Annotated in this window: 14 protein-coding genes and 3 tRNA genes; 12 read left to right on the top strand and 5 right to left on the bottom strand. The window is 71.7% G+C overall.

Going from position 1 to position 15,545, the window contains the following annotated elements; genetic code table 11:
* Positions 1–132 precede the first annotated feature (132 nt).
* The 10 genes from EUA98_RS07605 to EUA98_RS07560 all read left to right on the top strand — a co-directional run bounded on the left by EUA98_RS07605 (position 133) and on the right by EUA98_RS07560 (position 8,934).
* Positions 133–4,503, top strand: coding sequence for a sensor histidine kinase (locus EUA98_RS07605; protein ID WP_130102072.1), 4,371 nt, complete (start codon positions 133–135; stop codon positions 4,501–4,503).
* Positions 4,500–4,949 (top strand): roadblock/LC7 domain-containing protein, encoded by a 450-nt coding sequence (locus EUA98_RS07600; RefSeq protein ID WP_130102071.1) that lies wholly within the window; start codon positions 4,500–4,502, stop codon positions 4,947–4,949. The genes EUA98_RS07605 and EUA98_RS07600 overlap by 4 nt, the downstream gene beginning before the upstream one ends.
* Entirely contained in the window at positions 4,933–5,331 is a 399-nt protein-coding gene (locus EUA98_RS07595) for a DUF742 domain-containing protein (RefSeq protein ID WP_242511332.1), read from the top strand. Before EUA98_RS07600 ends, EUA98_RS07595 begins: the two co-directional genes overlap by 17 nt.
* Positions 5,312–5,923 (top strand): GTP-binding protein, encoded by a 612-nt coding sequence (locus tag EUA98_RS07590; RefSeq protein WP_130102069.1) that lies wholly within the window; start codon positions 5,312–5,314, stop codon positions 5,921–5,923. Before EUA98_RS07595 ends, EUA98_RS07590 begins: the two co-directional genes overlap by 20 nt.
* A gap of 119 nt (positions 5,924–6,042) precedes the next feature.
* Positions 6,043–6,456: a PIN domain-containing protein gene (locus tag EUA98_RS07585; RefSeq protein ID WP_434063485.1), complete on the top strand. Its 414-nt coding sequence runs from the start codon at positions 6,043–6,045 to the stop codon at positions 6,454–6,456.
* Between the two features lie 29 nt (positions 6,457–6,485).
* Positions 6,486–6,579, top strand: a tRNA-Ser gene (locus tag EUA98_RS07580).
* A gap of 75 nt (positions 6,580–6,654) precedes the next feature.
* The gene (locus EUA98_RS07575) at positions 6,655–7,926 is read left to right on the top strand and encodes a threonine/serine exporter family protein (protein ID WP_242511331.1); all 1,272 of its coding nucleotides are present in this window, start codon (positions 6,655–6,657) and stop codon (positions 7,924–7,926) included.
* Positions 7,927–7,989: 63 nt separating this feature from the next.
* Positions 7,990–8,078 (top strand) — tRNA-Ser (locus EUA98_RS07570).
* Between the two features lie 128 nt (positions 8,079–8,206).
* Positions 8,207–8,279: transfer RNA gene (locus EUA98_RS07565), tRNA-Arg, on the top strand.
* A 184-nt stretch (positions 8,280–8,463) separates the two neighbouring features.
* Positions 8,464–8,934, top strand: a complete 471-nt coding sequence (locus EUA98_RS07560) for a GatB/YqeY domain-containing protein (RefSeq protein ID WP_165372747.1) — start codon at positions 8,464–8,466, stop codon at positions 8,932–8,934.
* Positions 8,935–8,985: 51 nt separating this feature from the next.
* Here the strand turns inward: EUA98_RS07560 and EUA98_RS07555 are convergent, their stop codons facing one another.
* Positions 8,986–9,885: a sigma-70 family RNA polymerase sigma factor gene (locus EUA98_RS07555; protein WP_130102067.1), complete on the bottom strand. Its 900-nt coding sequence runs from the start codon at positions 9,883–9,885 to the stop codon at positions 8,986–8,988.
* 82 nt (positions 9,886–9,967) lie between these two features.
* Between EUA98_RS07555 and EUA98_RS07550 the strand changes: the two genes are divergently transcribed.
* Positions 9,968–10,321, top strand: coding sequence for a VOC family protein (locus EUA98_RS07550; protein WP_130102066.1), 354 nt, complete (start codon positions 9,968–9,970; stop codon positions 10,319–10,321).
* Positions 10,322–10,492: 171 nt separating this feature from the next.
* Positions 10,493–12,130 (top strand): methyl-accepting chemotaxis protein, encoded by a 1,638-nt coding sequence (locus tag EUA98_RS07545; RefSeq protein ID WP_130102065.1) that lies wholly within the window; start codon positions 10,493–10,495, stop codon positions 12,128–12,130.
* 54 nt (positions 12,131–12,184) lie between these two features.
* Here the strand turns inward: EUA98_RS07545 and EUA98_RS07540 are convergent, their stop codons facing one another.
* The 4 genes from EUA98_RS07540 to EUA98_RS07525 all read right to left on the bottom strand — a co-directional run bounded on the left by EUA98_RS07540 (position 12,185) and on the right by EUA98_RS07525 (position 15,365).
* A complete protein-coding gene (locus EUA98_RS07540) occupies positions 12,185–12,949 on the bottom strand; it encodes a metal-dependent hydrolase (RefSeq protein WP_130102064.1) in 765 nt (254 codons plus the stop codon).
* 81 nt (positions 12,950–13,030) lie between these two features.
* Positions 13,031–13,837 (bottom strand): VOC family protein, encoded by an 807-nt coding sequence (locus EUA98_RS07535; protein WP_130102063.1) that lies wholly within the window; start codon positions 13,835–13,837, stop codon positions 13,031–13,033.
* 50 nt (positions 13,838–13,887) lie between these two features.
* Positions 13,888–14,925 (bottom strand): alpha/beta hydrolase, encoded by a 1,038-nt coding sequence (locus EUA98_RS07530; protein ID WP_130102062.1) that lies wholly within the window; start codon positions 14,923–14,925, stop codon positions 13,888–13,890.
* A gap of 53 nt (positions 14,926–14,978) precedes the next feature.
* Positions 14,979–15,365, bottom strand: coding sequence for a universal stress protein (locus tag EUA98_RS07525; protein WP_130102061.1), 387 nt, complete (start codon positions 15,363–15,365; stop codon positions 14,979–14,981).
* Positions 15,366–15,545 lie beyond the last annotated feature (180 nt).

The following is a 15,545-nucleotide window of genomic DNA, read 5'->3' as shown; positions in this document are numbered from 1 at the left end:
AGGTCAGGTCGACTATCGGCGCGTTCGCCGGTCTGTGACGGAGAGGTACCCATGCTGCGCAGGTTGGGCATCCGCGGGAAAGTGCTCGCGGCACTCGCCGTACCCGTACTTGTGCTTTTCGGTGCCGCTTCCGTGATCTCGTCGCAGTCGATCGAGGCGAGCCAGGTCGCGCGTGCCGTGGACAGCCTGGTCAGCACTGCCGACGAGCTCGGGGCGTTCACCGCGGCATTGCAGGTCGAACGCCAGGAGACGCTCGCGTTCCTCGCCGATCCGGCCGCTCCTCGTGAGGCCCTGTACGCCGCCCGCACCGAGACGGACACCAGGTCCGCCGAGTATGCGGTGGCGATCGCCCCGATCAACGTCGACGTTCTGGATGCCTCGGTCGGCGAGTACCTCGCGCTGGCCAAGAAGTCCCGCGACACTCTGCCGACGTTGCCGGCACGGTGGGACGTCACCGCAGCCCTGCTGCCCACGGTCGTCGACGCCGAGTACACCGCGATCATCAAGCTGCACGTCGAGACGGCCCGCGCGGTCGCGGACGCGCTGTCGGATCGCGCGCTCGCGAAGTACCTGGACGCGTACGGCCTCGTCGGCGAGGCGCGCGAGAGGATCGTTCACGAGCTGCCATCGGCCGTCAAGGTGATCAGCACCGACGGCGCCGACGTGCGCGAGGTCGTCAACGTCGCACCCTCGATCGCCGTGACCACGGCCCTTCGGGCGCAGGCGCGGACCGCCGTCAATCAGCTCCGTCTGACCAACATCCAGCTCACGAGCCAGGACGCGGCCTACGCGGGCCAGCGGCTCCTGCTCTCCTCTGGCAACGCCTTGAGCGTGTCGAACGTCGACCTCGCGACGTTCCAGGAAGCCTCGGCGGCGGAGATCGATGAGCTGGCGGGGATCGCCGAGCAGGTGCGCCAGATCAGCGTCGACAAGGCCGCCGTCAACGAGGCCGCGACCATCCGTTCGGCCCGGTTGACCATCGGGGCCACCGGTCTCATCGTGCTGCTGTCGATCGCGATCGCGCTGCTCATCGCCGGTCAGATCGTCGTCCCGCTGCGCCGCCTGACCAAGGCCGTCGGCGATGTGCGTGAAGCCCTGCCGCGGCTCGTCGAGCAGGTCTCGGTGCCCGGTGACGCACCCCAGCTCTCGCTCGTGCAGATTCCCGTGACCTCGCGCGACGAGGTCGGCCGACTGGCGCGGGCCTTCAACGACGTCAACGCGACCACGATCCAGATCGCGCAGGAGCAGGCCGCCCTGCGTGGCTCGATCGCTGAGATGTTCGTCAACGTCGCCCGCCGCGACCAGGTGCTGCTGAACCGGCAGATCTCGTTCATCGATGCGCTCGAGCGGAGTGAAGAGGACCCGAACGTCCTGAGCAACCTCTTCCGCCTCGACCACCTCGCGACCCGGATGCGCCGCAACGCCGAGTCCCTCCTGGTGCTCGCCGGGATCGAGTCCGGACGCCGGGTGCGCGACGCGATGTCCCTGTCCGACGTGATCCGCACCGCCTCGTCCGAGATCGAGCAGTACGACCGGATCCAGCTCGAGCTCGGGGTCGACCCGAACATGATCGGGTTCAGCGCGCTCGCCGGCGCTCACCTGCTCGCCGAGCTGCTCGAGAACGCCACCATGTTCTCCGAGCCTGGCACCCCGGTCGAGGTCGCCACGTCGATCGACGGCGACGACGTCCAGGTGGTCGTGCGTGACCTCGGTCTGGGGATGTCCGACGCCGAGATCGAGGCGGCACACCTGAAGATCCGGTCCACCGCCGCCGGTGATGTGCTCGGCGCTCAGCACCTCGGGTTCTACGTCGTGGGCCGCCTCGCAGCCCGGCTCAGCGCCGACGTCGTCATCGCGAAGAGCCCGAACGGGATCGGCACCGTCATCACGGTGCGCTTCCCGGCCCGGCTGTTCGAGGGGACGACCGCGCTGACGGACGACTCGACCACGCCGTCCACGTCCGAGCTGGGGTTGAGCCCTGCGCTCGCCGAGCCCGAGCCGCCGGTTGTCGTGCCGGTCGACCTGGCGGCCCTGACTGACGGGGAGACCTCTCTCGGGCTTCCGCGCCGTCGCCCGCGCGTCGAGGCCGGAGCGGCTGCGCCGGACGGGTCAGCGGTCACTCCCGGGGCACCCGAGTCCGCGTCCGGGGACGCCGCCGCGCTCCGCCCGGACGAGTCCGACCTGCCGACCGGCGCGCTGCCGCCGGAGTCCGTCGTCGACCGGGACGGCCGCCTGTTCGTGCTGCCGCCCCTCGAGGAGGCCCGGCTGACGCCGGAGCTGTCGGTCCCCGAGGCCGGCTGGGCGCCCGAGGTGTCCGCCTCCCGTTCCACCACGTCCGCCTCGCAGCTCCCGAACCGCGCGAACGCGCCGCGGACGGTCGTGGGCGAGGACCATGGCATCGGCACCCGCTCGACCGCCCCCCGGGTCTCCAAGCCCGACCGGGGCGCGCTCTTCGGCGGGTTCCGCGGACGGGCTGCCGACGCGCCGCCGTCGATCGACCGGCCGCCGCTCGACCGGCGCACGATCCCTGGCGCGCACGACGTGTCGGAGACCGAGACCGCCGTCGTGCCCCCCGTTGTCGCGAGCCCCGAGCCGCGGTTCGACTTCGTGGTGCCCCAGCTGGAGCCCGACGAGGAGCCCTGGGCGCCGCAGATGTCCGTCGGCGAGCCGCTCGTTGCGCCGGCGGAAGCCGTCGCGCCGGTGACCCAGGTCGAGGTTGCTGCGGCCACGCCGCCGGTCGCAGTCACGCCGTCGGCCCCCACACCAGCAGCCACGATTGCCGGCGACGCCCCCGTCGTCTTCCCGATCTTGAACGAGGCCCGTGCCTGGGGCGAGGACGACGTCTCCTCCTGGAAGCCCGCACCCCAGGTCGAGCCGGTGCCTGCGCCCGGCGCCGGGCAGTGGAGCGCGCCCGAGCTGCATCCGGCCCCGGTCGTGGACGAGCAGGTCCAGCCCGAGGTCGCAGTCGAGCACAAGGTCTCCGCAGCGTGGTCGGTGCCCGACGGCGCTTCGGTGCCTGACGTCGTTCCGGTGCCCGACGTCGTTCCGGCGCCAGCAGTCGAGATCCTGCCGGTTCCGTCGGCGGTCGTCTATGCGCCGACGCCCGACGCCGAGGCCACCGCGCCGGCCAAGCCGGCCAAGCGCGGCTGGTTCGGTCGTCGGTCGGCCAAGCCGGCTGTGGCCGCGCCCTGGGTGCCGGCCGAACCTCTCGCGGCGGTCGAACCTGCTTCTGCCGCGGCGGTCGAGCCAGTCGCGATCGTGCCCGAACGCACGTCCGTCCTGCCGAAGCCGTTCCTGCCCGAGCCCCAAGCGCCCGCAGCTCCCGCAGCCGAAGCCGCCGCGGCCGTCGTCGGCGAGCCGCTCGCGCCCGCCGCCCCCAGGTCGGGGCGTCACAGCCGCCAGGGTGCGGTCGAGAGCTGGCCGACCCTCGAGGAGAACGCCGCGGCCGCTGCCCTGGCCGCGCTCCACGAGGAGCCGCAGTGGGTGGCGCCCGTCGTCGGCGGGTCGGAGACCGGCGCCCTCGTCAAGCGCAGTGATGCGCGGCGTCCGCGGACGGCTGCGATCGCCGTCGTCGCCGCGACCGAGCCCGATCCCGCACCGGTCGCCGATCCCGCACCGGTCGCCGATCCCGCGATGGCTGACCCGACGGACCCGCCGCTGCCGAAGGTGGCCTGGGCCCCGACGTCGTTCGGCGAGATCATCGGCGCCGCGCTCGACCCACAGCCGGAGCCGGAGCGGAGCCAGGCTGCGGCCGGCCCCGCCGAACCCAGCCCACGCGTCAAGCGTGGCTGGCGGGGGCGCAAGCAGGCGCCAGCTGCGGTCGACCCAAGCTCCGTACTTCCGCCGCGGATCTCCGCGTGGGAAGCACCCGCCGTCGTGCCGCCCCTCGCTGACGCGGCACCGCGGTGGACCCCCCAGCGGGATCAGCCCGAGCCCGTGGCGTACGTGCCTGTCGATGCCATCCCGAGCGTCCCGTCCAGCGGGTGGGGCGCGCCGGTGTGGGCAGAGACTGGCCCCGACAGCACGTCGGATGCCGATCGGGCCGCCGACCCCGCAGACACCCGCGGGGTTCCTTCTCCGGCGCCGCCGCCGGTGATCGTTCACCGGCCGCCCTCGTCGGGCGTGCTGGACGCCGATGTCGCGGCCATGCTCGCGCTTCGGTCCGACATCCAGGAGCAGGCGTTCGCGGAGCTCGGTCAGCTGGCCGCCTATCGGCCCAGCGCTGTCGGGTCCAACGGCGGCAACTCCCTCACTCGCCGCGTCCCCACCGCGATGCCTGCCCAGGCCCCGCCGATCGACGAGGCAGGCCCCACAACCCGGGACCCCGATCAGCTGCGTTCGCGGCTGTCGAGCTTCCAGTCCGGAACGAGTCGCGGTCGGGCCGCGGCTGAGCAGCCCGTCGAGGCGACGGGTGACGCTGAAGCGCCGTCCGACACCGGAACGGTCATCACGCGGCCCCGCGCAGCAGACGCGCCCAGGGCCACACACGAGGAGGAAGAGTGACAGCGCTCAGCACCGAGGCAGCCAACTTCGGCTGGCTCCTGGACAACTTCGTCCGCACGATCCCGGGCACGCGCCACACCATGGTGGTCTCGGCTGACGGGCTGCTCATGGCCATGTCGGAGCAGCTCGACCGGACCAGCGGGGATCAGCTCGCGGCCATCGTGTCGGGGATGTCCAGCCTGACCCGAAGCGCTGCGCGGCAGCTGAAGGCGGGCGAGGTCCGGCAGGCGATCGTCGAGATGGACGAGCTCTTCCTCTTCCTCATGAGCGTGTCGAACGGCTCGGTGCTCGCGGTGGTCGCGGACTCGAGCTGCGACGTGGGCCTGATCGGCTACGAGATGGCGATGCTGGTCTCGCGCACGGAAGCCACCCTGACCCCCCAGCTCATCACCGAGATGCGCGGCCAGCTGCCGACCGATGGAGCGACCCGTGCCCCCATGGGATGACGCCTCGCTCGCGCCACACGAGGAGTTCGAGACCCGGTCGGTCCGGCCGTACTCCGTCACGGGCGGCCGGGTCCGCTCCGCAACCCCCGACATGCCTCTCGAGGCGCTCGTCGAGGTCCTGCCCGGCGCCGTCGGCGGCCAAGGTCTGCCCGCCGAGAAGCGGGCGATCCTGCAGCATGCTGCGCACACGTTTGTCACCGTCGTCGAGCTCTCGGCGCTGCTTCATCTGCCCATCGGGGTCGTCCGCGTCATCGTGGCCGACCTTGCGGACGCGAAATATGTTCGCGTCCACACCTCGACGCCGGCGGACGTCCGCAACGGGCTCCCTGCCATGTCCATGAGCGTGCTGGAGAGTGTTCTCAATGGCCTATCCGCCCTCTGATACCACGGTGGTCGCGCCCACGGCCGCGGGGCTGCGCGTCGCGCCGACCGTCGTCAAGATCGTCGTCGCCGGTGGCTTCGCCGTCGGCAAGACGACCTTCATCGGGTCGATCTCCGACATCGAGCCCCTCAACACCGAGGCGGCCATGACGGAGCACTCGGTGGGGGTCGATGACGCCGGGGGTCGGTCCGCACGCAAGACCACCACGACCGTCGCCATGGACTTCGGTCGGATCGAGCTCCCGGGCGCCCTCTGGCTGTACCTGTTCGGCACCCCCGGCCAGGACCGCTTCCTGTTCATGTGGGACGACATCGTGCGGGGCGCGATCGGCGCCGTCGTGCTGGTGGACACCGACCGGCTCGAGCAGTGCTTCCCGGCGATCGACTACTTCGAGAGCCGCGGCATCCCGTTCGTCGTCGGAGTCAACTGCTTCGACGGTGTCGCCAAGCACGAGCTCGACGACGTCCGTGAGGCGCTGCAGATCCCGGCGCACGTCCCCGTGCTCTACACGGATGCGCGGTCTCGCGCCGCCACGAAGCAGTCGCTGATCAAGCTCGTCCAGCTCGCGATGCAGCGTCTGCACGGCGCCTGACGCGACGCTGGAGTGCGCCAAGGGCGGTTCGCGCCGTTCGCGGTGCGAGGCTACCGAGGTGCGCCCGATAGGCTTCCTGACCATCAGGGCGCCCACGGGCGCATCGTCGGGATCGGGGCGTGATGCAGGTCTACGTCGACGGTTCGTCGTTGCGGCGCTACCTGGTTGACGTCCCCGGCGCCGCCGAGTGGCGCGCCTGGGCGGCCACGCACGAGACGTCGTTCGTGACCTCCCCGCTCGGCCTGATGGAGTTCCACCGTGCGGCCGACGGGCTCGACGCCGCGCGCCGGACGCGTGCCTTCGAGGTCCGCGAGACGATCGCCGTGAGGCGCTTCTCCGACCAGGCGATCAGGACTGCGGCGATGGCCCTGACCGTCCTGTCTCCGTTCGGGGCCCTGCACCTGGGGGTGGCGTCGTCCGATCCGGAGATCTCCACGCTCGCGACCTACGACAAGCTGTTGGCGCGGGTGGCGGCGATCTACGGGCTCACCGTGGTGAGTCCGGGATCGGTGGACGGGTGGTGGGAGCGGTAGGCGCGGGTGCGGCACAATGCCTGCGTACGGGAGGGCTGTCTGAGCGGCCGAAAGAGACGGTCTTGAAAACCGTTGGAGCGGGTAACCCCGTTCTCGTGGGTTCGAATCCCACGCCCTCCGCCAAGCACGAAAGCAATATCGTCCGCTCCGCGGATACCCGGATTACCGACAGCCGCGGCGCGCCGTCATGATTGTCGCGTGACCGCGCAACCACCCGCCGAAGAGACCCTCGAACCCGTCGAGCTGATCCGTCAGTCCGGCGTCGTGCTGCGCACCGGTCAGCTGATGCTCTCCGCGGGTACGGGGTCCTACCGGGTCAAGAACGCGATGCAGCGGGTGGCCCTGGCGCTCGGTCTCGACCGGCACCACGCCCACGTGACGCTCACCGAGATCACGGCCACGTCGCACCGGGGGTCCATCTTCCGCACGGAGGTCACCGAGGTGCGCTCCATCGGGGTGAACTCGGACCGGCTCGCGGAGCTCGAGCGCCTCACGCGTGCGCTGCCGCCCAAGGTCACGGTCGATGAGGTGTCGGCCGAGCTGGACCGGATAGAGCGCAAACCGCCGCTGTACCGCCCGCTGCTCAACGCGCTCTGGAGCTCGATCGCCTGCGGGGCGTTCGCGTTCCTCAACAACGGTGGCCCGGTGGAGATACTCGGGGTCCTGGTCGGCGCGGGGTTGGGGCAGTACGTCCGCCGCGCGTTCGCGCACCGTCGCTACAACCAGTTCGGCGCGGCCATGGTCGCGGCGGCGGTGGCCTGCCTCGGGTACCTGGCCTTCATCCTCGGGCTGGAGGCCCTCGGGGTGGTCGATCCGCGCCACGAGATCGGGTACGTCTCGGCGGTCCTGTTCCTCATCCCCGGCTTCCCGCTCGTCACCGCGGCGCTCGACCTGGCCAAGCTCGACTTCAGCGCGGGGGTCGCGCGGCTCACGTATGCGCTGATGATCCTCACGTCGGCCGCCCTGAGCGTCTGGGCCGTGTCGTCGCTGGCCGGGCTGAGCCCGGATCCGGTCGAGCCGATCGTGCTCGCGCCGGTCGCGATGATCGCTCTGCAGGCGCTGGCCAGCTTCCTCGGGGTGCTCGGGTTCGCGCTGATGTTCAACTCGCCGGCCAAGATGGCGTTGACGGCGGCCAGCATCGGCATGGTCGCGAACGTCGTGCGGATCCAGCTCGTCGACGTCGGTGCGGCACCCCAGGCCGGCGCCGCCGCGGCCGCGCTCTCCGTCGGGCTGATGGCGGCCTGGCTGGCGCCCCGGATGCACGTGCCGCGCATCACGGTCTCCGTGCCGGCGGTGGTCATCATGGTGCCCGGTGCGGCGGCGTACCGCGCGGTGTTCTTCCTCAACAACGGTGACATGACGCAGGCCATCTCGTACGGTCTGCAGGCGGGACTGGTCGTCGTCGCCATCGCCATCGGGCTGGCGGGGGCGCGCATGCTGACCGACCGCGCGTGGGCATTCGAGCGATAGCCAAAGCCGCTGGTGAGGACGCTTTGCAGCACGGTGCACCGGGCAGGTACCCTGTCTCCGCCTGGAGATGTCGCATAGTCCGGTCTAGTGCGCGACCCTGCTAAGGTCGTGAAGGGGCAACCCTTCCGTGGGTTCAAATCCCACCGTCTCCGCATCGCAAGGCCCCGATTCCCTGGTGGAGTCGGGGCCCTCTGCATTTGTCCCTCCGAGGGGTGGATCTGGGAGCCGGTTTGGGCATCGGCCCCAAGGGCGCTATCCTCGACTCCGGCCGTAAGGCCACGCGCCCGTAGCTCAACGGATAGAGCATCTGACTACGGATCAGAAGGTTGGGGGTTCGAATCCCTTCGGGCGCACACAGTTCGAGCAGCCGGAATCACGGGTATTCACTCCCGAGGTTCCGGCTTTTTCGTGCCGCACCCGGTGCAGAGACCGCAGGAGCCGCACCGGCCTGATTGGGTCGATCCCACGGGGCACAGCCATGACTCCGAGGCCCGCGTGACGTCGGGACCGAACCCGGAGTGGAGCACGATGGGACCCATGACCACGATCGAACGACTCACAGCCGATCTGACGACCTCCATGAAGGCCCGCACCGCCTTCCGGACCAACACCGTGCGACAGATGATCGCCGCGGTCCGAGTCGCGGAGAAGTCCGGGACCGCCGCGCACGACCTGACCGAGGAAGAGGTCCAGGCCGTGCTCGGAGCCGAGGTCAAGAAGCGCCGCGAGAGCGCCGCGATCTACCTCGCCGCGGGCGCCACCGACCGGGCGACCACGGAGAACACCGAGGCCGACCTGATCGAGGCCTACCTGCCGGCCGCCCTCACCCCGGAACAGCTGGACACGATCGTCACCGAGGCAATCGCCGCCACCGGCGCTGCCACCATCAAGGACATGGGCACCGTGATGAAGTCCGCCACCGCCGCGGCGGCGGCCGTGGGGCGGGTCGACGGCAAGGCGCTCTCGGCGCGCGTGCGCCAGGCCCTGACCGGCGGTCCCGGGGCCTGACCTCGCCTCCGGGCCTGACCTCGCCCCCCGGCCACCCGCGCGAAGGGGACGTCAGCCCGCCGGGTCGGTGAGGATCTCGTCGGTGAGGACCTCCATGTCGAGCGTGCTCAGGGTCGCCGGGTCGGACGTCATCGTGATCGCGAGGATCTTTCCGGCGGCGACGGTGAACCGGAACGCGACGCGCGGTCGACCGTCCACCGCCCACAACGCGCCCGGCGCCCCGTCGATGAGCGCCAGCCGGGCGCCTCGGGCCCGCCCGGAGAAGGTCTCGGCGACGGCCCGCGCCCCGAGCACCTCGCTCGACGCACCCATCCGGACGGTGGCGTCGTCGGCGCGCAGCGTGATGCGTGGATCGAGCAGCGCCAGGAGGGCGTCGAACTGGCCGTTGCGGGAGGCCGTGAGGAAAGCGGCCACGACCTCCCGCTGGCGACGGCGGTCTGCGTCACGAGGAGGCTCGGCGCCCCGGACCCGTCGACGCGCGCGGCTGGCGAGCTGACGGGCCGCCGCCGGCGACCGGCCCACGATGGGGGCGATCTCGTCGAACGGCACCGCAAACAGGTCGTGCAGCACGAACGCGAGCCGCTCGGCGGGTTCGAGGCTGTCGAGGATGACCAGGAGGGCGGGGCCCACGGAGTCGCTCAGCAGCGCCTCATCCTCGGGTTGGGCGGTGCCCGCCCAGCCGGCGAGCTCGTCCGGCACGCGTGCGCCCTGGGGGTCCTCGCGCCGGGACCTGCGGGTCTGCAGCAGGTTGAGCGACACCCGGGCGACCACCGTGGTGAGCCAGCCGCCGAGGTTCTCGACCTCGCTCGTGTCGGAGCGGCTCAGGCGCAGCCACGCTTCCTGAACGGCGTCCTCGGCGTCGCTCAGCGAGCCGAGGATGCGGAACGCCACGGCCCGCAGGTGGGGGCGGTGCGCCTCGAATCGCTGCGCGAGCCAGTCGTCATCGTCCACTCGTCACACTCCTCCGTTCCGGACTGTCATCTAGATGACCGGCGAAACCTCGCCGATGTGACCCGCGACCCGAGGAGCTCTCGTGACCCCCATCCTCAAGACCGTCATCCACCCCGTCTCCGACCTCGCCCAGGCCAAGGCGCTGTACGCCACGCTCCTGGGCAGCGAGCCCATCCTCGACGAGGCCTACTACGTCCAGTTCAACACCGCGACTCAGGAGGTCGGGCTCGACCCCCACGGGCACAGCAAGGGCATGACCGGCCCGGTCAACTACTGGCACGTCGCGGACCTGGCCGACACGGTCGCCCGGCTGCTCACGGCGGGGGCCACCGCGCAGCAGCCGGTCACCGATGTCGGCGGCAGGCTCATCGCCTCGGTGACCGATGCCGACGGCAACGTGATCGGTCTCCTCCAGGCGGCCCAGCAGGAGGGTTGAGCGCCGCGCCCCCAGGCCCCTGCCCACCCCGGCGCGGGGGCCTTCCCGCGGGTTCCTGTGAGAAACGTGTGCAAGCACTCGTCCGTCAACGCTCATGCGCGGCATCCGTGGCCGATTGGCTCCTCGGCCCCCGATCGCGTGGGTCCCCGCCCATCGCTGAAGGATCCGTCCATGAGCAACACCTATCCCGCCGCAAGCCTGCCGAGCGGGAGCACCGGCCGGACCCGTTGGATCGCGGACCGGTCGATCCGCACGAAGATCCTGGCGGTCGTCGCCACGTTGGCGGTCGTCGCGATCGGGTCGGGCGTGCTGTCCATCGCCTCGATGCGGTCGATCGCCGCCGACACGGAGCACCTCGCGACCATCCAGTCCGGGCCGGCCTACCTCCGCGGCCAGATCCACATCAAGCAGGTGGTGGCCCGGCAGATCGTCGGCAACATCGCCGGCCTGAGCACCCAGGAGTCGAAGGACATCTGGGTGCAGAAGCAGACCGACAACGACGCAGGCCTCCAGGGTGTGCTCGACGAGTTCGCGGCGAGCGAGGGCGCCGAGCTGCCGAGCTGGGAGCTGTTCCTGGCGACCTACGCGGACTGGGTGGACGCACGGGATGCCGAGATCGTCCCGGCCGCGCTGGCCAACAGCACCGACGGCGGGTTCGAGGCGGTGCTCAACGATGTGAGCGTCCCGTTGATCGCCGCGTTCGTGGCCAACCTCGACCAGCTTGAGATCGAGCTGACCGAAGTGACGGACAACCTCGCGGTGGCGGCCGCGGCCGAGGCCGACTCGGCCGTGCGCACCCTGGTGATCTCGCTCTCGACCGGCCTGGTGATCGCGATCACGCTCGGGTTCGTGACCGCGGGCACCATCCGCCGTGGCGTGGCCAAGGTGCGGGTGTCGCTCGACGCGCTCGCGTCCGGGGACCTGACCGTGCCGGCCGACGTGACCAGCCGCGACGAGATCGGGCAGATGGCGCAGGCCCTGGCCGCCGCCCAGCGGTCCTTGCGCTCCATGCTCACCGGGGTCGGTGAGACCGCCCAGACGGTCGCCGCCGCGGCGGAGGAGCTGTCGGCGGCCAACACCCAGGTCGCCGCCGGGTCGGAGGAGACCAGCGCACAGGCAGGCGTGGTCGCGGCCGCCTCGGAGCAGGTCTCGCGCGACGTGCAGACGGTCGCCGCCGGGGCTGAGCAGATGGGCGCCTCGATCCGGGAGATCGCCCAGAACGCGAACGAGGCCGCCAGGGTCGCGAGCCGCGCGACGGGAGTGGCGACCACCACGAACGACACGGTCACCAAGCTGGGGATGTCCACCGCGGAGATCGGGGCGGTCGTCAAGGCGATCGCGTCGATCGCCGAGCAGACCAACCTGCTCGCCCTGAACGCCACGATCGAGGCCGCCCGCGCCGGTGAGGCCGGCAAGGGATTCGCCGTCGTGGCCGGCGAGGTCAAGGAGCTCGCCCGGGAGACCGCGCGGGCGACCGAGGAGATCACGCGCCGGGTCGAGGCGATCCAGGTCGACACCACCGGCGCGGTGGTCGCCATCGGGGAGATCGGCGACATCATCGCCTCGATCAACGACTACCAGACGACGATCGCCGCCGCCGTCGAGGAGCAGACGGCCACCACCAACGAGATGTCCCGGTCGGTCTCCGAGGCCGCGACGGGCTCGGGGGAGATCGCGGCCAACATCGTCGGCCTCGCCGCCGGGGCAGCAACCTCGAGCGAGGTGCTCGCGCAGATGGGCGCCTCGGTCGACGAGCTCGCCCTGCTCTCGGCCGGCCTGCGTGAGGGTCTGGCGGCCTTCACCTACTGAGGTCGCCCCGGCCGGGGCCTCGGTGCCGAACCCGAGGCCCCGGCCGACGTCCCCTCAGGGGGCCCCGAGCACCCCGGCCGACGCCGCCAGCCCGTACAGCGCGTAGACGGACAGCCCTGCACACAGCACCCACTCGCGCTTCGAGCCGGCGTTCCCGAGCACCGGGAGGGCCAGATACCCGCCGGACCTCCACACCTTGCGCATCCCGGGGATCCGCGACACGGCCCGCGGTGGCCGCGGCATCCACGGCCACAGCAGCGGGATCCCGCCGGTGGTGATCAGATCCCCGAGCAGGTGCACGACGACCCCGATCATGACCGACGTCGGCAGCCACTCCAGCTGCTCCGGTGCCACCGCGAGGACGACGACCACCGCGACGGCGGCGCTGAGCCACAGCACGACGTCCCCGCCGCGCGTGATGTCCAGGGCCCTCGTGGAGAACGCGACCAGGGCCAGCAGCAGGAGCGCCGAGCCGGCCGGGATCAGGCCGAAGACCGGGACGACCGCCTCCCAGCGGCCCGCCAGGGTCGTGCCGAAGGTGAACCCGACCACCGCCAGCAGCGAGTGCAGACCGTGCCGGTGCCCGCCGGAGGTCACGCTGGCCGCCGTCGAGACGCCCCAGGTCACCATCCCGCCCGAGCGGGCGATCGTGGCGCTGCGGTGGTCGAGGTCGGGCAGGAGGGCGGCCCCGGCGGTCACGACGGCACCGAGCAGGACCGACGACGCGGGCAGCGGGTTCAGGCCCAGGGTGAACGGAGCGGCGGCGGTGACCGCCACCCACGCGGCGGCGCCGCTGATCGCGTGGTGCCCACCCATCATGTGGGGCAGCCCGGTGGGCAGGTCGTGCGGCGCATCGTGAGCAGGCCCCTTCGTCGAAGAGGGCCGAGGGTACGTGCCGACCTAGACCGGCCCGTCGGCGCTCTCAGGCTCGGTGGTCGACATCAACGAGAACTGCTCCCCCGCGGGTCCGCTCACGCGTGCCACGCGGCCGTACGGGGTGTCGCTCGGTCCGTCCAGGACGTGTCCGCCGAGCTCGAGCACGAGGGCGGTCGCCGCGTCCGTGTCGGCGACCGCGAAGTAGGTCTGCCAGTGCGGGGGTGTGCCCTCGGGCTGGGTGCCAACACCGCCCAGGCCGCCGACGGCCTCGTCGGGTGTCGTGCCCGGCAGGCTCACGGAGGCGTACTCGAAGCCGGGTCCCGACATGTCGGCGACCTCGTACCCGAACACCGCCCCGTAGAAGGCGCGCGCCGCCGCGAGGTCGTCGCTGAGCGCCTCGCTCCAGATCATGGTGCCGGGTTCGTTGACGAGGTTCGCGCCGGTGTGCGTCCCGGCCTGCCACAGGCCGACGACCGCGCCGGTCGGGTCCGTGAGCACGGCCATCCGGCCGAACTCCATCGCCGCCATCGGCTCCAGGAGGACGGTCCCGCCCGCCGCGCGGGCGAGCTCGACCGTCGCCTCGATGTCGTCCACCGCGAGGTAGGTGGTCCAGGCCGAGGCCGGCGCAGCCTCGTTGCCCATCGGCTCGCCGAGCCCCGCGACCGGCTGCCCGTGCTTGAGCGCCATCGTGTAGTACCCCGTCTCCGGGCCGCCGACGGCGAAGTCCCACCCCAGCAGCGGGCCGTAGAACGCCTGCGCGACGAGCCGGTCGGGAATCATCAGGTCGATCCAGGCGGGGGTTCCCTCGGGCCAGGCCTCTTGGCGGATCATGGGGCACTCCTCTCCCTACGGGCGCCGCCCGAGCGGCGGCAGCAGCCCTATCAGACCACCACGGGGGGCTGCGGGGAATGGCTCGTCGGCGCGAGGTCGCCGCCCGGGACGTGCGTGCGGACCCAGTCGAACATCACGTCGAAGTAGTGCTGCCGCGCGACGGGGCCGGACAGGGCGAGGTCGTGCACGCCGCCCGGGATCTGCGCGACCGTGACCTCGGCGCCCAGCCCGGTCGAGCGCGCGACGATCTGCTCGACGCCGAGGACGCTGTCGGTGGTGCCGATGTCGGGATGCAGCCGGTCGTGCGGCCCGCTGGCCGTCGAGCAGCACACGAGCACGGGGCAGTCGATGTCGAGCCCCTGGGCGATCCGGGCGTGGCCGCGGCGGATCGTGCGCAGCCAGCCGGCGCGCACCGGGAAACCCTCGTGGGGCTTCCACGTGAGGTCGTAGTCCCAGGCGCCGCCGGTCTCGCGGTGCAGGCTGCGGCCGTAGTCCGACCCGGTCGCGCCGATGGGCAGCCGCGGGACGAAGCGGCCGACGACGTCGACCGTGCGGGTGAGCGCGACCCGCTCGAACCAGCCCCGGTCGAGGTCGAACCACGGGCTGTTGAGCACGACCGCGTCGATCAGGCCGCTGCCCCGCTCCGAGTGCGCCCACAGGCTCGCAAGCAGTCCACCCGTGGAGTGCCCCAGGACGACCATCACGTCGTGGTCGTCCTGGTCCCGGATGACCTGCGCGGCGGCGTCGAGCTCCTCGAGGTAGTCCCGCAGGTCGGTGACGTAGTTGGGGGACTGTCCAGGGCGCAGCGACCGGCCGTACTTGCGCAGGTCCAGCGCGTAGAAGTCGAAGCCCTGCTCCGCCCACGCGTCACCGAGATGGGACTGGAAGAAGTAGTCGTCGAAGCCGTGGACGTACAGCACGGCCCGCCGGGTCGGTTCGGCGGGCGGGGTGCGTCGCACCAGCGTGGCCACCACGTCGCCCTCGTCGTCGGGTCGCAAGTGGATCGTGCGGGCGGTCCAGCCCGGGCCCAGGACGTCCGGGACGGGCTCGTCGATCTCGGGGGCGGGGCGGTCCGACAGGTGCGTCATGAGGCCGATCGTCCCACCGTGCACGGCCGGGTGCCCGGTGATTGCGGGTGAGGTCAGGCCTTGACGGCGACGACGGGGCAGCTCGCGTCGAGCAGGATCTGTTGCGCGTTGCTGCCGAGCAGCAGCTTGCCGACCGGGCTCCGGCGGCGCAGGCCGATGACGATCATCGTGGCGCCGATCTCGTCGGCGAGGTCGACGATCTCCTGGGACGGCTCCTTGCCGCGCACGAGCTGGCGGACCTGGTGCTCGATGCCGGTCGCCTTGAGCATCCGGCTGACCTCGGCGAGGTCTTCCTCCCCCGCCAGCGTGTTCTCGGGGTGCGGGCCGGTGCCGATGTTCACCACGACGAGGGACTCCCCGTGCGCGCGGGCCTCCGTGAGCGCGTGCTGCAGCGCTGCTTTGCCCTCGGGCTTGGTCGTGTACCCGACAATGATCGGCATGCGCTCGGTCCTCTCGTGCGTGCTGGGGCGCCGAGCGAAGACGACGCCGTGTTCGCGATGATCTTGCCAGCAATCCGTGCCGGCAATCCGCATCCGGTGAACGCAGGGCGCAGGGCGGCGTGCGCGCGGCGCCCCTGAGACGTTGGGCGTGCGCGCGGCGCCCGCCGAGACGGGCCACAC

The organism is Pengzhenrongella frigida (assembly GCF_004168625.1).
In the GTDB taxonomy this organism is placed as follows: Bacteria; Actinomycetota; Actinomycetes; order Actinomycetales; family Cellulomonadaceae; genus Pengzhenrongella; species Pengzhenrongella frigida.
Note: the sequence above shows the minus strand (reverse complement) of the source record. Positions and strands in the feature narration are given on the sequence as shown.

Coding starts and splice junctions, on each gene's coding strand:
- EUA98_RS07540 (WP_130102064.1), bottom strand. CDS start 12,949: ATGATGGGTGGGCACCACGCGATCAGCGGCGCCGCCGCGTGGGTGGCG.
- EUA98_RS07535 (WP_130102063.1), bottom strand. CDS start 13,837: ATGATCCGCCAAGAGGCCTGGCCCGAGGGAACCCCCGCCTGGATCGAC.
- EUA98_RS07525 (WP_130102061.1), bottom strand. CDS start 15,365: ATGCCGATCATTGTCGGGTACACGACCAAGCCCGAGGGCAAAGCAGCG.
- EUA98_RS07590 (WP_130102069.1), top strand. CDS start 5,312: ATGGCCTATCCGCCCTCTGATACCACGGTGGTCGCGCCCACGGCCGCG.
- EUA98_RS07560 (WP_165372747.1), top strand. CDS start 8,464: ATGACCACGATCGAACGACTCACAGCCGATCTGACGACCTCCATGAAG.
- EUA98_RS07530 (WP_130102062.1), bottom strand. CDS start 14,925: ATGACGCACCTGTCGGACCGCCCCGCCCCCGAGATCGACGAGCCCGTC.
- EUA98_RS07545 (WP_130102065.1), top strand. CDS start 10,493: ATGAGCAACACCTATCCCGCCGCAAGCCTGCCGAGCGGGAGCACCGGC.